The organism is Candidatus Poriferisocius sp., assembly GCF_965219815.1.
GTDB lineage: Bacteria > Actinomycetota > Acidimicrobiia > Acidimicrobiales > Bin134 > Poriferisocius.
Genome location: NZ_OZ244791.1, coordinates 1,047,321 through 1,062,632, shown reverse-complemented (window position 1 = coordinate 1,062,632; position 15,312 = coordinate 1,047,321). Strand labels below are relative to the sequence as shown.

At 61.0% G+C, this 15,312-nt stretch carries 11 protein-coding genes and 1 pseudogene; 3 read left to right on the top strand and 9 right to left on the bottom strand.

Annotated features, from left to right (window positions below):
* Positions 1-12: 12 nt before the first annotated feature.
* Both ACOQPI_RS05080 and ACOQPI_RS05075 read right to left on the bottom strand, forming a co-directional pair.
* Positions 13-1,449, bottom strand: coding sequence for a hypothetical protein (locus ACOQPI_RS05080; protein WP_420618609.1), 1,437 nt, complete (start codon positions 1,447-1,449; stop codon positions 13-15).
* Between the two features lie 59 nt (positions 1,450-1,508).
* Complete coding sequence (locus tag ACOQPI_RS05075) at positions 1,509-4,022, bottom strand: ATP-dependent Clp protease ATP-binding subunit (protein WP_420618608.1); 2,514 nt, start codon at positions 4,020-4,022, stop codon at positions 1,509-1,511.
* Between the two features lie 148 nt (positions 4,023-4,170).
* Between ACOQPI_RS05075 and ACOQPI_RS05070 the strand changes: the two genes are divergently transcribed.
* Positions 4,171-5,163: a polyprenyl synthetase family protein gene (locus tag ACOQPI_RS05070; protein WP_420618607.1), complete on the top strand. Its 993-nt coding sequence runs from the start codon at positions 4,171-4,173 to the stop codon at positions 5,161-5,163.
* Positions 5,164-5,198: 35 nt separating this feature from the next.
* On the opposite strand, the gene ACOQPI_RS05065 is transcribed toward ACOQPI_RS05070, so the two are convergent.
* From ACOQPI_RS05065 to ACOQPI_RS05045, 5 genes and pseudogenes are all read right to left on the bottom strand, one after another.
* Positions 5,199-7,094 (bottom strand): hypothetical protein, encoded by a 1,896-nt coding sequence (locus ACOQPI_RS05065; RefSeq protein WP_420618606.1) that lies wholly within the window; start codon positions 7,092-7,094, stop codon positions 5,199-5,201.
* Positions 7,095-7,632: 538 nt separating this feature from the next.
* Positions 7,633-8,895, bottom strand: a complete 1,263-nt coding sequence (locus tag ACOQPI_RS05060; protein ID WP_420621071.1) for a hypothetical protein — start codon at positions 8,893-8,895, stop codon at positions 7,633-7,635.
* Between the two features lie 341 nt (positions 8,896-9,236).
* Positions 9,237-9,683: a fibronectin type III domain-containing protein gene (locus ACOQPI_RS05055; protein ID WP_420618605.1), complete on the bottom strand. Its 447-nt coding sequence runs from the start codon at positions 9,681-9,683 to the stop codon at positions 9,237-9,239.
* 646 nt (positions 9,684-10,329) lie between these two features.
* A pseudogene (locus ACOQPI_RS05050) lies at positions 10,330-10,422 on the bottom strand (hypothetical protein); the annotation flags it as partial.
* Between the two features lies 1 nt (position 10,423).
* The gene (locus ACOQPI_RS05045; RefSeq protein ID WP_420618604.1) at positions 10,424-10,801 is read right to left on the bottom strand and encodes a hypothetical protein; all 378 of its coding nucleotides are present in this window, start codon (positions 10,799-10,801) and stop codon (positions 10,424-10,426) included.
* A gap of 830 nt (positions 10,802-11,631) precedes the next feature.
* Between ACOQPI_RS05045 and ACOQPI_RS05040 the strand changes: the two genes are divergently transcribed.
* Together ACOQPI_RS05040 and ACOQPI_RS05035 are read left to right on the top strand one after the other, a co-directional pair.
* Positions 11,632-11,916 carry a transposase gene (locus tag ACOQPI_RS05040; protein WP_420618060.1) on the top strand — a complete coding sequence of 95 codons (285 nt, stop codon included), beginning with the start codon at positions 11,632-11,634 and terminating at the stop codon, positions 11,914-11,916.
* A complete protein-coding gene (locus ACOQPI_RS05035; RefSeq protein WP_420618059.1) occupies positions 11,913-12,809 on the top strand; it encodes an IS3 family transposase in 897 nt (298 codons plus the stop codon). Before ACOQPI_RS05040 ends, ACOQPI_RS05035 begins: the two co-directional genes overlap by 4 nt.
* A gap of 263 nt (positions 12,810-13,072) precedes the next feature.
* On the opposite strand, the gene lysS is transcribed toward ACOQPI_RS05035, so the two are convergent.
* Both lysS and ACOQPI_RS05025 read right to left on the bottom strand, forming a co-directional pair.
* Positions 13,073-14,497, bottom strand: a complete 1,425-nt coding sequence (lysS, locus tag ACOQPI_RS05030) for a lysine--tRNA ligase (RefSeq protein ID WP_420618603.1) — start codon at positions 14,495-14,497, stop codon at positions 13,073-13,075.
* A gap of 8 nt (positions 14,498-14,505) precedes the next feature.
* Positions 14,506-15,300 (bottom strand): type III pantothenate kinase, encoded by a 795-nt coding sequence (locus ACOQPI_RS05025; RefSeq protein ID WP_420618602.1) that lies wholly within the window; start codon positions 15,298-15,300, stop codon positions 14,506-14,508.
* Positions 15,301-15,312 lie beyond the last annotated feature (12 nt).

Genomic DNA, 15,312 nt, shown 5'->3' with positions numbered 1-15,312 from the left:
CCGGGCTCCGAGTCAGGACCGGGGCCGGCGACGGAAGAAGTCGGAGAAGCCCGTCACCACCGCGTGGCCCGGGGCCTCGCCCTCTTTGGGGCGAGCATCGGCCAGAAGGGCGGTGGACATCCCCAATGCTTGGGCGGCGTCGAGACTCTCAACCCTCACATCCACCAGCAGCGCGTTCTCGTAGGGAACCGACGTTGTCCGGCGCAGGGCCTCGTAGATTCCGGGAGCGGGCAAGCACACGCCGACTTCGCTGCTCACGATCCAAGTGTCAATGCCGGTGATGTCGTGCCTGTCTCTCAGCTCGGTCGACCACGAGGCGATGTCATTGGTCAAACAGGCCACCGGCAGGTCCCGGCGACCCATCTCAGCCATGAAGTCCCGAACCCCGGATCGCACGGTGTACTGGTCCAAGAACTGCTCGGTGAGCTCGTCGGGGTCGTCGTCCAAACCGATCCCGGTCCACAATTCCACCGGGGATATCCGGCCGAGTGCCGCCTGGTGGTGGAGCTGCTCCACATCCTCCTCATCCACTTCAAGTCCTCTTTCAGCCGCGAAAGAAGCCAGAAGCCGGGCCGGCTCCTCGATCGGCTCGAACAGCACCCCGAGGGGGTTCAGCACCACCAGCCGCAGCCGCCTCTGGGGAGGCTGTGCCGCAGTGGGTCCTGTGGCCCGAATCATCGACTCCTGAGTGAGGGTTGGATCGGTGCTGCGGTCTCGGGCCCTGCGCTCCAGAAGATACCCGGCCACCGCGATCAGCACCGACAGGCCCACCAGCGCAAACGCGGCCCAGGCCACCCACCGCAGGGTCACCGCGGTAACGCTCTCCTCTTGGGCCGTCATCTCGATTCTCTCTGCACCCTGCCCGAGCTGCAATTCCACCTGCTCCTCCGCGCCCACCGGCAGATCCAGAACAACTCGCACCGTCACCCCCGCCAGTGCAGCCGCCACATCGGGTATCGGCTCGCCGAAAGGCTCGCCCCCCAGTCGATCGGTGAGCTCGGGATCGGTGAACAGGTCGAGTCCGTCTGACAGGTCCACCACGCCGGTCACCCGATAGTCGGTCTGGGCAAAGGAGGTGTCGCGCTCAAACGTGAAGTCGCGGAATACCTCTTCTGAACCGAAGATCTCGGCCAGCACCGACTCGAGTTGGTGGATCGACCCGAAGGGCTTTGAGGCGGAGAAGCTTGTGCGGCCCTCATCGTCGATGCGGGGGTCGTTGTACGACCAGCCCGAAGCCGGGTTTTCGATGTCCTCGGTCAATAGCAGCGATGTGATGTCGTCGGTCTGCGCCATGGCCTCCTGGTCGAGCGCCACGTCTACCGTGACCACCCCGGAGCCGTCCTCGTTGAAGCCGATGCCCACCTCGATGTCCACCTGGCAAGCGGTCAGCGCGAGAACCAGCGCCAGCAGAGGCACTGCTGTGCGCAATCGCTTAAGCCTGCTGACCATTGAGGGCAGGCTAGCCCGCCGCCTCGCAGCCCCCCTGCCAACCCCTCCGGGCATGTCGATTATGCGCCAGCCAGTTCTTCCACCGGGGGTGGTTCGAACCCCTCAACCGCCTGGAACCGGATCCGCTCCGCGCCGGGCTCGTCGGGGTCGTCTTCAGCGTCCACCAGAATCGTCTCGCCGGCCCGGAACTCCTTCCACAAGAGCCGCTCCGACAGCGGGTCTTCCACCAGCCGCTGGATGGCCCGGCGCAGAGGTCGAGCCCCCAACGTGGGGTCGTAGCCCCGAAGGGCCAGCAGCACCTTGGCCGAATCGGTGAGCTCCAGTCCGATGCCCTGGGCTTCGAGCTGGTTTTGCAACCGCTTGATCATCAAGTCGACGATCCGGGTCACCTCTTCCCGAGTGAGCTCGTGGAACACGATGACCTCATCGATGCGGTTCAAGAACTCGGGGCGGAAGTGGTCTTTGAGCGCATCGGTGACCTTCTCCTTCATGCGCTCATAGGTGATGGCCTCATCAGCCTTGGTGAACCCCAGGTTGGCCTTGCGCAGGTTCTGGGTGCCCAGGTTGGAGGTCATGATGAGCACGGTGTTGCGGAAGTCCACCGACCGGCCCTGGCTGTCGGTGAGGCGGCCCTCTTCTAGGATCTGCAAAAGGGTGTTGAACACATCGGGATGGGCCTTTTCGATCTCGTCGAACAGGACCACCGAGAACGGCTTGCGGCGCACCGCCTCGGTGAGCTGCCCGCCCTCCTCATAGCCGACGTAGCCCGGAGGCGAGCCCACCAGCCGGCTGACGGTGTGCTTCTCCATGTACTCCGACATGTCCAGGGCGATGAGCGCCTGCTCGTCGCCGAACAGGAACTCGGCCAGCGTCTTGGCCAGCTCGGTCTTGCCCACTCCCGACGGGCCCAAGAAGATGAACGACCCGCTGGGCCGCTTGGGGTCTTTGAGCCCGGCCCGGGTGCGGCGGATGGCCTGCGACACCGCCTTGATGGAGTCTTCTTGGCCCACAACCCGCTTGTGCAGCTCGTCTTCCATGCGCAGGAGCTTGGCCGTCTCCTCCTCGGTGAGCTTGTACACGGGAATGCCGGTCCAGATGGACAGCACCTCGGCCACCGCCTCCTCGTCCACCTCGTCGAACAGGTCCACGCCCTTGGCCCGGATCTCCTCTTCCATCTGCTCCTTGCCGGCCAGCAGCTCCTTCTCCTGGTCTCGCAGCCGTCCGGCCTCTTCGAAGTCCTGGTGCTCCACCGCGCTCTTCTTCTGGGCCACAACCTGGGAGAGCTGGGTCTCGAAGTCCATGTACTCGGTGGGGGTGTCCATCCGCTTGATGCGCAGGCGGGAGCCGGCCTCGTCAATGAGGTCGATGGCCTTGTCGGGAAGGTGGCGGTCGGAGATGTAGCGGTCGGCCAGGTTGGCCGATGCCACGAGCGCCTGATCGGTGATGGTCACCCGGTGGTGGGCCTCGTAGCGGTCTCTCAGCCCCTTGAGGATCTCGATGGTGTGGGCGATGGTGGGCTCGTCCACCTTCACCGGCTGGAACCGGCGCTCCAGCGCGGAGTCCTTCTCCAAGTGCTTGCGGTACTCATCCAGGGTGGTGGCCCCGATGGTCTGGAGCTCGCCCCGGGCCAGCATGGGCTTGAGGATGGAGGCGGCGTCGATGGCCCCCTCAGCCGCACCCGCACCCACCAGGGTGTGCAGCTCGTCGATGAACAAGATGATGTCGCCCCGGGTCTTGATCTCCTTGAGCACCTTCTTGAGGCGCTCCTCGAAATCACCCCGATAGCGAGACCCGGCCACCAGCGCGCCCAGATCCAGGGTGTAGAGCTGCTTGTTTCGGATGGTCTCGGGCACGTCGTCGGCCGCGATCTTCTGGGCCAGGCCCTCCACAATGGCGGTCTTGCCCACACCGGGCTCGCCCACCAGCACCGGGTTGTTCTTGGTGCGCCGAGACAGCACCTGCATCACCCGCTCGGTCTCCCGCTGGCGGCCGATCACCGGGTCGAGCCCGCTGTCTTTGGCCAGCTTGGTGAGGTTGCGACCGAACTGGTCGAGCACAAGCGAGCCTGATCCAGTCTCGCCGCGGTCGCCGGGAGAGGTGGTGGCCTTATCCGACGAACCCGAGCCCTGAGGACCGCCGTAGCCCGACAAGAGCTGGATCACCTGTTGGCGGACGCGCGAAAGGTCGGCACCCAGCTTCACCAGCACCTGGGCGGCAACCCCCTCGCCCTCTCGGATCAGGCCCAGCAGGATGTGCTCGGTGCCGATGTAGTTGTGGCCGAGCTGCAATGCCTCCCGCAGCGACAGCTCCAGCACCTTCTTGGCCCGGGGGGTGAACGGGATGTGGCCCGAGGGCGACGACCCGCCCTGGCCGATGATCTCCTCAACCTGGTTGCGCACCGCCTCCAGGGAGATGCCCAGCGACTCCAGCGATTTGGCCGCCACGCCCTCGCCCTCGTGGATCAGGCCCAGCAGGATGTGCTCGGTGCCGATGTAGTTGTGGTGGAGCAGGCGCGCTTCTTCCTGGGCCAGCACAACAACTCGGCGGGCACGATCTGTGAATCTCTCGAACACGGCAAACTCCCGATAGAGGGCTCAACTCTGAGTGTAACCATCCCACCCTCGCATTTTGTTCCTGAAGCCCCAACCGCTTCCCTGACCGGCCAAAACGATGCCGGGCCTGGATGGGAGAAACATCCGATGGTGCCACTACGCTTGACCCGTGGTTCGCAGCCCCCTCGACCTGATTCCCACCATGGCGCGCGACCTAGAACGGCTGGAACTGCGCCTAGAAGGCTCGGTGCAAACCCAAGACCCGTTCCTCACCGAAGTGGCCAGCCATCTCATTCGGGCGGGGGGCAAGCGGGTCCGACCGGGGTTCGTGATCGCTTCGGCGGCCATCTCCCAGAATCAGCCAGTGCCGGCCGCCGATGACGTGCTCACCGGCGGTGTGGCGGTGGAGTTGGTCCATTTGGGATCGCTGTACCACGACGACGTGATGGACGAGGCCCAGGTTCGGCGCAACGTGGCCAGCGTGAACGCCAAGTGGGGCAACCTGCGGGCCATCCTGGCCGGCGATTTCCTGCTGGCCCGGGCATCAGAACTGGCCGCCTCCCTCGGCACCGAGGTGGCCGGGCTGCTGGCCGCCACCATCGGACGGCTGTGCGAAGGCCAGGTGCGGGAGTTGCAGGACACCGGCAACCCCGACCGCGCCGAGAGTTCCTACACCGACTCCATCGAGGGCAAAACCGCCTCGTTGCTGGCCACCTCGTGTCGCATCGGCGGCCTGGTAGCCGGACTGGATCGGCCGACGGTGGACACCCTCACCAAGTTCGGGCGCTACTACGGGCTGGCCTTCCAGGTGGTGGACGACATCTTGGACATCGTGGCCACCGACGAGCACCTGGGCAAGCCCTCGGGCAACGACCTCCACGAGGGGATCTACACCCTGCCGGTGATCCGGGCGCTGCACTCCGACTGCGGCCCCCAGTTGCTGGAACTGCTCGGCGGAACGCTGTCGGACGCCACCGTCCGCTCTGCCCTTCAGCTCGTGCGGGCCAGCGGCGGCGTGGAAGAAGCCCTCGATGTGGCCCGGCAGTACGTCCAGCAGGCCTCCACCAGCCTTCACTCTCTACCTCCCACCACTGCCACCGCCGCCCTTCAGGTCGCCACCGACCACCTGATCGACCGAGCCCGCATCCCCCTCCAGACCTGATCACCCCATTCGACGCCCCGGCAACCTAACCCTTATCAGGAAGAACCCCCTATCCACACTTGATGATGGATGGGGGTACTGTCTTGAAATTGGACATTTCGCGGCAAGGTGACCAGAAGCCGCACAGCACTGGGAGAACGAACATCCGGGCTAGGTATGCTGTTGACTTCTAAAAGCTCCATTGAATCAGTACTTGCCTGATATACGTCCGTAAATGGCTGTAACATCTCAACATCCACTACTCGCCCATTAGAATCAAATGTAGCGACATATGCCTTCAATTCTGAAATATGTTGATTTCTAATTGTAGTACGGAGGCTCGGGTGAGAGTCAGGCACTTCGATTTCGGCATGGTATTCGTAGAAGTAGCTATTCTCGGCTTCAATTGCGGAGTCCATAACCACAATTTCCGGGTAAGTTGCTAAAAACTCCTCAATTGAAAAATGCAGTGGGACAATAGGACGGAAAGTCGCATAGACACCGGGAATACCCAGATCCGAAAGATAATAGAAAGAATTTTTTGTTGGATTGTATAGTACCGGCCCCACAAAGCCTCCGACCGTTCCAACATTATTCAGGAGTACTTGGAATGCCCTAGATACATCTATGACATCACTCATCAATGCAGACACAATTATTGATAAGCCCTCAGGATCCTGAGTATCGTTGGAAATAGGAATTTCAAATGGGGCTCTTTCCCCGGGCTGCATAGTCAACGGCCACTGCCATACCATTACCACATTTTCGTCCCAAGGGTAGCGAAAGCCAACTTCCACATTTCGGGCATATCTATAGCTCGAGGTATTGTGAATCAAACCTCTCAGTACTCCGTTGGTGATATGAACCGTATCGTGGTCGACTGCAATCGGACCCTGACCAACATTTGAATTGAGCATGCTAAAAGCAGATGACACAACTCCGTCTACTGCTCCTTCGTCTTCAGTAGGCGAAGATTCAAAAGCATCAAATACACCAAAGTAACCCATTGGAGTACCTGTTTCAACAAAAGTATCTGAACCCAATTCTGATGTCTTCAAGTATACATTGGTCCAAGTAAGCCCGCCTGTCCGAGGGTCACAAGGTGCTGATTCGACCCCATCTCGTGACACATTCCCAAAGCCATTGAAAGTCGTTTTCTGATATGACCATGGGTTAACGTTATTAGCATCCCCAATCCACAAAAAGGCTCTTCGGTTAGGGAGAAACTGAAATTCTCTGTCGTCGAGTGTCGTCCCTGGCACTAACGAAAGGATATTGAACTGTTCAGTAGGATATCCAGAATTAATGGACAGAGGTTCACCTATATGCCCACCAACTGGGATCATAGTATAGTCCTTATTCTCTTCGTCTATTCGCCTATTTTCTTCCATTACGAAGGGAAGTAACTCCCTAACATCAATTACGCGATCCTCCTGCAAAGATCCATTGTCAATCCGTTCAATAATTGCCTGGTATACTCGTATATCTTCAAAGACAATCTCTTCGCCAGGATTACCACTGCCAATATTGGTTTCTGAGGGAACGTAGTGTACTTCAGAAAATAATGGCCCTTCCCAAATAGAGATAGCCGCACCAATGTCATCACTCACTACGTACTCTCTCGGATACAAGGCATTGAATTGATCTTGGTGAATCAGGACATGACTGCGGGGCAGTCTATATCTAATATCTGTGCCACGTAAAGAGTAAAATCTATCTTGAAATATATGCCAGAAGGGGTAGTATTTGTTGTTGCCATAATTGCGCTGGGTCTCGTCATAGTTTTTCGAAAACGCGCGACTGGGATCTGGCACTTCCGTCCCTTCAGCAGATATTTCAAATTCTACAAAATCAGTCCACATTTCGGGTTCACCAAACCAGGAGTATGGAGAAGCAGTGGGCCATTCTATAGTAAGTTCAAAAGGTGCAGTTTCCCCAGGTTTGACAGTCAAAGGCCATCGCCATTCAACGCTAGTACTCTTATCCAGGGAGCTAGCCATAATGGACACGTCGCGGGCATACCAAGTGTCTGATGTGTTCTCCACTAGACCTCTGACCACACAGTCTTTATAGGATAATGAAGTTGGTAGCAAATCAAGCCATGACTCAGAACTCTCTACAATCAGTTGGCTGGCCATCTGGGTCGAAATCTCTGAGGCATGCATCTGGGAGGAGCTATCGGGCGTGCTATTCGACGGAGAGTGTGTCAAATTAGAGGCTGACTCAGCTGAGCGCCTATAAAATTGAGACACTACCTCTGAATCACCTGAGATATCTTCGGCTGTCTCTAATGTTGAGTTTGCAATGATGGTAGGTCGCACTCTTGGCAATTTCTCCGATGCTCCTTCAATACTACCGCCGCAAGCACCGAGAATAACCAGGATTGCAATTGCAACTCCTAGAACATGATACCTCTTGGCAGGCCACATAAGCTACCTCGTTTGAGAATTCCGGTGTAGGCTTCCAAATCCATGCCGTTCAACTAGCATGTCATACGTCTTTCCACCAGCAGAGGACATGAGGTTGGTGAATATTCGGAACTGTACCGCAGTGCGACAACTGGAGGCTATGTCGAATTATGTCCGAGCCGCTGCCTGCATAAGGAACAGAGTCATTAAACCAACCCGATATAATCTTATTCTCCCCACTGACATCTACCTGTACTTTATTTTCACCGAAAGGATAATAGATCCCTTCAGCACAGTCTTCTGAATCACTTACCTCGTCTCCGCTTTCTGGAGTCTCATCTCTTCCAGGGCTACAACGCACCACCTCGCTCGGCATCACTGCCCGATATATGGTTGTTCCTGTCGTTACGACTTCATAAGGCCACGATGTTATGCCAGTAGTATGGGGCCATAATTTAGGCCACACTGCGTACTTGATCTCAGTCTTAGAGTCTGTGAAAGAAATGAAAGCCAAAGGTAACGGGGTTGGTCCAGATTTGAAATCAGGTGCGGCAGAACCTGTTGGAATTTGACCGCTCTCGTGATAGTTGACCAAAACTCCTTCTGCCATTTCCGGATTATATAGGTAGCAAGGCATAGGAACTTTATCAGAACTCCAACGGCATAGACGTTCGGTCACACCGCCATCAACTTGCTTCAGTCCCGCAACACGGACAATGTTTAGTTTGTCTGACTCAGCATCATAGATTTCAGAAAGATAGGTATTATAGCATCTATCAGGCATATTATTTTTGTCGCAACCATGCCACTTATTATTTAGAGCTGCCTTCAATGCACCTACGCTTGTGCATAATTGTCCTAGAAGATATTCGGCTATATACACGCCACCATTTGTAATATCCGCTCGCTGAGCATGATTTAGATGTTTCGTGGTGTCAAATGGGTCTATCTGCCAGAGTCCCACCCCTGGAGCCCAATGAGCCCGCAGATTATCTACTTCAGTCATGTGCGAAAAAAGTCTAATATTGAGACTTTTTAGTTCACTTGTCTTATCGTTGTCGCTCTTGGCGTCTCTCTGTAAGAACTGAGACAAGTTATCCCAACGAGACAAGGTCATAGGGGATCGGGCATTTCCTTCTTCTATAATCAAATCTATTTCATGCACTGGGATGGATAGCATTATTGCTGCCAATTGGTTTCTTGTTGGCATCGCTGCTGCACACCCTTTTCTATCCATTATTGCTTTATCGGCAGCGTAGAGGACTCCCTTTATTGTTCCGTCTGTGAAGTGGTACTTTCCGGTGCCTGATAACACGTCATCGGGTACCTTTGGGAGCGTTTTCATCTTCGTTTTGCAGGTGGAGTCTTGTGACCAGCCTTGGGGATTCCAAGCTTGGACGGCGATGTCGTAGGTCTTTCCTTCTGCGAGGCCAAAGAAGGTGTAGGCGGTTGAGTTTGTGATGATCCAATCGCGGTCGGTTTGGGTGCTGTCGAGGGTTATCCGGTAGCGGTCGTCCCCGTTGGGCTCCCAGCGGATTGTCCCGTCGACGTCGGCTGCCTGGGGGCAGGGGGCGAGTAGCGGACTGCTCGGTTTCGTGTGGCAGTGGGGGAACCGCGTGTGCGCCTCCCATGCGTCGGTGCTCGCCATCCGGCGCTCAACGGCGAACCAATACCTGGTTTGGTCGTCTAGCCCGGAGAATGTTGTACGAGTGTTATCGCCTTTGCAATAGTTCTGGTTTCGGCATACTGGTTGATGCCGGTGATCCGGGCTATGCGCCACTCGTATTCTTTGTTGGTGTCTTTCCAGGCCAGCGTGATGCTGGTGGCGGTGGCGGCCTCGCAGAAGGCAGGAGACGCGTCGTGGTCGGCTGTGACCGCCGCGCTGTCGTTGCCCTGGTGGTCCACCGCCCGGAGCTGCACGGTGTACCGGGCGCCGGGCGTGCGCTCGGTGAAGGTGTGGAACGTGCCGGTGGAAACCACCGTCTCCCAGGCCTGCTCGCCCTGGCCGCCGTTTTGGCCGGCGGCGCCGGACGCGCCCGCCGGGCTGATCTTTACCTGGTAGCGCTGGGCGCCGTCTACAGGTTCCCATTCGATGGTTATGGTGTTGCCGCCGGTGGTGTGCCCGACCAGCACCGGGGTGTCGAGGTGTCTGGTCCAGCACTCGGGGGGGAGGGGTGGTCCGGTGCCATTGGTTGTCGGTGCCGTACCACCACAGCAGCATGATGTGGCGGGTGGCTCTGGTCAGGCCGGTGAACTCGGTGGACGTGGCGTCTTTGATCAGCCTGCCGTGGGTGCGTCCGCCGGTGTACCCGCCGCCGGTGGAGATGGCCGCGTACCAGTGCTGGGCGTCGCTTCTGTCGTCCCATTCCAGCACCACGCTGTCTGAGGTGGTCTGGTCGCAGTCCACCCCGAACGCCGAGGTCACGCACCGGACCGTCGCAGCCTGCCCCCAGCCCTTCTCGCCGCCCGACTGCACGGTGACCGTGTGCAGCGTGCCCGCCGCCAGCCCGGTGAACACACGGACCACACTAGTCGCATGGGGGTCAGGCTCGATGTCGCCGGTCCAGGCCCCGCCGCCGATCCTCGCCCTGTACTTTGTCGCCCCCGCCACCGTCGGCCACGACACCGACACGCTGTTTGAGGTCGCCGTGCATGACAGGACCGGCGCCGCTATGTCGGCCAGGGTGGTGCAGTACACGCCCGCGAAGTGCTGGGCCTTGCCGCCTTTGACCGCCAGCACGCTCACCCAGTACCTCGTGGACGGCACCAGACCGCCGAACACCACTGTGGTGGATGCAGTGGCCATCTGGGTCTGCGCGCTGTTGGGCACGGCCAGCTGGACCTTCGCCGAATAGCCGTCCGCACCGACCACCTCATCCCAGGAGAACCTGATCTGGGTAGGAGAAGCCTCGCACTCCAAGCCCGTGGGCGCGGGCAAAACCGACGCCGGAGTCGTGCAGGTGGCCGTGCCGGTCTGGCCCCAGCCCGCAGAGTTCCACCCCTGCACCCGCACCGTATAGGCCGTGGACTCCGCCAGATTCGAGAACACATGAGACAGCCCCGAAGCCGACGCCCACCCGCTGCCCCTCGACACCCGGTACCGCGAAGCCCCCCTCGCAGTCGTCCAGTTCACCGTGATCGTGCTCGCCGTCGCAGTACAAGACACAACAGGCGCCGCAGGCGGCGCCGTCGTCGTACACACCGTGCTGGGATGCACCTGGTTCCACACACCGGTGGGCGACGCCCGCCACCAGAAGAAGAACGTATAGTCCACATTCGCCGCCAACCCGGTGAAAACCGTCGACAGCGTCGATGCCGCCAACGCCCTGCCGTCCACATACTGATTCCCGACCGTCGCCCGGCCCACATACCACTGGTGAACCCTCGAATCGGCCCTCCAATACAGCTGAGCGCCGCTCCCAGACACCACCCCGCAAACCGGCGGGCCCACCGCCGTCGTGCAATACACCCCCGAGTAATACTGGGCCACACCCCCCACATTCGAATGCACCCCGATGTAATACGTCGTAGAAGACGACAAACCCGAAAACACCGCCGACGTCCCAGAAGTCGTCCTCACCGTCTGGCCGCCCTGCCCCGAAGCCAACTGCAACTTCGCCGTATAGTCATCAGCCCCCGACACCGCATTCCACGAGAACACGATCACCGAAGCCGTCACCGAACACGACAACCCCGTCGGCCCCGGCAAATACTGTGAGTTGCCGCACACATGTTCGCCCGCGCACATCGCCAAACCCCCGAACCCCTCAGGCGCAGCACCCCCAACCGCCTCCACCACGACCGGCGCCTCCAAAAAACCGCCCCCGAACACCTCCGCAACCGGACCCGACACCCCCACCTGGCCCGAAACCGGACCATGCGCGCCCGACAAATCCAAACGGCCCAAACCCTCACCCAACAGGCCATCCAAAGGAGGCGAACCCGGCACCGCCTCAACCTCTGCGAACCCGTCCTCCCCGCCCCCCAAAACCCCGTCGACCTGCCCCGCCACCAACACCCGAAGGCGGCTCGACCTGAGGTTCCCCCCTTTTCGTGGAGACATGCTCTATAAGGAGGAGCTATGTCCAGACCGCGAAGAGATTATGACCGGGAGTTCCGTGATGGGGCTGTCCGGATCGTCAAGGAGACCGGCCGGCCGGTGGCCCACGTCGCCCGGGAGCTCGGCGTCAACGAGGGCACGCTCGGGAATTGGGTGCGCCGGGACCGAGACGAGCGCTCGGGCGGGCTGAGCGGCGACGAGCGGGCCGAGCTGGCCCGGCTGCGCCGCCGGGTCGCCGAGCTGGAGATGGAGCGTGATGTGCTCAAACGATCCGTGGTCCTTTGGGTCAACGAGGCGACGCGGTGACCGCAGGGTTCATCGCGGCCCAAAGGACCGACCACGGTGTGCCTCACTCTGTGGCTTGCAGAGCGCTGGGCGTGGCGGAATCCACGTTCTACAAGCACCTCGACCGGCCGCTGACCGATCGGCAGCGGCGTCGCCGGGCGCTGGACGCCGAGGTGAAAAAGGCGTTCGACGAATCGGACGGCACCTACGGGTCGCCCAGGGTGCGCGCCCGGCTGCGACGCGATGGCCTGTCGGTGTCGAAGAAGACGGTGGAGGCCTCGATGGCCCGCCAGGGCCTGTGCGCCCGCCCCAAACGCAAAAAGGGCCTCACCAGCCCCGACAGCTCCCATGCGGCCCCCACAGACCTTCTGGGCCGCGACTTCAGCGCGACAGGGGTCAACCAGAAATGGTGCGGCGACTTCAAACAGGTTCCCACCGCCGAGGGCCCGGTGTTCCTCGCGACCGTCGAGGACCTCTACTCCAGGCGCATGGTCGGCTTCGCCACCTCCGACCGGTACCCGACCGCCGAGCTGGCCAAACAGGCCATCAACACCGCGGTCGCCACCAGAGGCGGCAACGTCAAAGGCGTCATCTTCCACTCGGACAAGGGATCGCAATACACCTCAGAAGCCTTCGCCGCCGCCTGCCGGCGGCTCGGCATCTCACGGTCCACCGGAAGAACCGGCAACGCGCTGGACAACGCGCCGGCCGAGTCGTTCTTCTCCACCCTCCAACACGAGCTCATCTCACGCCGAGCCTGGACCACCAGAGCCCGGGCCCGACGAGAAATCACCCTATGGGTCCACACCTGGTACAACCAGCACCGCCTCCACTCCGCAATCGGAATGACCAGCCCCGTAGAATACGAACAGGCCCACAACCCCGACCCTCAAAAACAAACTCTCCACGATTAGGGGGGAAGCTCAACCCCAACCGGCAAACCCACCCCAGACTGCGCCCCAACACGCACCCCCACCCCAACCGACACCAACAACCACAGCAACACCACAGCCCACAAACGCCTAGCCGAACGCGCGCCTAGAATCCCACTCACACTTGCACGTTAAACCCCCAAACACCTCACCCCGAGGATTTCAATCTCGGACCCTAGAAAAGCGAAGCTCTGGGGATTGCCCGAAGACACTAACTACCAGGGGATATACCCATGCTACCAGCCTCACTGAGGTGGCGCTGGGCGTTCTGGGGGCTCGGGGCGGAGGGTGGGGAACAGGATTACTTCGCGGATGCTGGGGACGTCGGCCAGCAGCATGGCCAGGCGGTCCATGCCGACTCCGAGACCGCCGGTGGGGGGCAGGCCGAACTCGAGGGCCCGCAGGTAATCCCAGTCCACGGCCATGGCCTCGGCATCACCCGCGTCCCGGTCGGCGGCCTGGTCTTCGAAGCGGGCCCGCTGCTCGTCGGGGTCGGTGAGCTCGCTGAAAGCGTTGGCCAGCTCCCGGCCGGCCACGATGGCCTCGAATCGCTCCACCCAGCCGGGGTGGTCGCGGTGCTCCCGGGCCAGCGGCGACACCTCTTTGGGGTAATCGCACACGAACACCGGACCCCACAATTCGGCTTCGGTGGTCTTCTCGTACAGCTCCAACAGCAACTTGCCCGGCCCCCAGCGGTCTTCCACCGGGATCTCCCGCTCAAAACAGTGCGACCGCAGCTGGGCCGCTGGGGTGTCGAGGTCCACCTCCACGCCGCTGTGCTCGGCCAGCAGGTCCACAAACCGGGCTCTGGGCCACGGCGGGGTCAAGTCCAGCTCCCGCCCGCCGTAGCTGATCTTGGTCGTGCCCTTCAGCTCCAGGGCCAGATGCGCCACAAGCTGCTCGACCAGCTCCATGATGTCGCCGTAGTCGGCGTAGGCCCAGTACAGCTCCAGCATGGTGAACTCGGGATTGTGACGGGTGGAGATCCCCTCGTTGCGGAACACCCGGGCAATCTCATACACCCGCTCCAACCCGCCTACTACCAGCCGTTTCAGGTACAGCTCGGGAGCGATCCGCAAGAACAGCTCCATGTCCAGCGCGTTGTGATGGGTGCTGAACGGCCGGGCCAGCGCGCCGCCGGGCACCGGGTGGAACACCGGCGTCTCCACCTCCACGAAATCCCGATCCTCCAGCCAGCGCCGGGTGAGCGACATCATCTCCGAGCGCAGCCGGAAGGTCTCACGGGCCTCCTCGGTCACCCACAGGTCTACATAGCGCTGGCGGAACCGGATGTCGGGATCCGACAAGCCGTGCCACTTGTCGGGAAAGCTCCTCCGGGCCTCGGCCAGCAGCTCCCAGTTCTCTACCTTTACCGACAGCTCCCCTTTCCGGGTCTTCATCACCTCGCCGCGTACGCCCACCCAGTCGCCCAGGGAAAGGGCGCAGAACCCGTCGTAGTCGGGGGTGACCTTGGCGGGGGCGAACAGCTGGATGCGCCCGGTGGCGTCTTGCAGAGTGGCGAACGCCAGTTTGCCCTGCACCCGCCGCAACATGATCCGCCCCGCCACCGCCACCGTCTGGCCGGTCTCGGTGCCAGCCTCGATATCGCCGTGGCGCTGCTGGCACTCGGCAGCGGTTGCGGTGGCCTCGAACCGGTAGGGGACGCTCACCGGCCAGCCTACTGGTTGCGCCCGTGGACCAGCCACAGGCCGTGGAGGGTCAGGTAAGGCTCGACGTGCTGGATGGTGTCGGACAGGGGGGCGATTAGGTGGGCCAGCCCGCCGGTGGCGATCACGACCGCCTCGCCGTCCAGTTCTTTCATGAAACGGGTCACCATGCCATCGATCTGGGCGACGAACCCGTAGATGACGCCCGATTGGATCGACTCTATGGTGGTCTTGCCGATCACATTGCGGGGCTCGGTGAGCGCCACCGGCCCCAAGGCGGCGGCCCGGCCCACCATGGCTTCCAGGCTGACCTCGATTCCCGGCCCGATGGCCCCGCCCATGAACTCACCGGCCGCGGAGATCACGTCGAAATTGTTGGTGGTGCCGAAGTCGACCACCACTGCGGGACCGCCGTAGAGGTGGTGGGCGGCCACCGCGTTGGCGATGCGATCGGCACCCACCTCACGGGGGTTGTCGTACAGGATGGGGATGCCGCTGCGGGTGCCGGGCTCGATCACCACCGGGTCGAACTCGAAGTAGCGCTGCACCATCATCCGCACGCTCTCGCGGATTTGGGGCACCCCGGAGCACACCGCCACCCCGGTCAGATCGTCTTCCATCACCACGTCGACGCTGTCCAACAGGCTGCGCAACAGCACGGCCACCTCGTCGGGGGTGCGCTCATGCACCGTGGACAGGCGCCAATGCTCGATCAGGCCGTCTTCGGCCCGGCAGTCCTCGGCCCGTTCGGCCTCATACAGGCCGACCACGGTCTGGGTGTTGCCGATGTCGAGGGCCAACAGCATAGGAACCCCTGT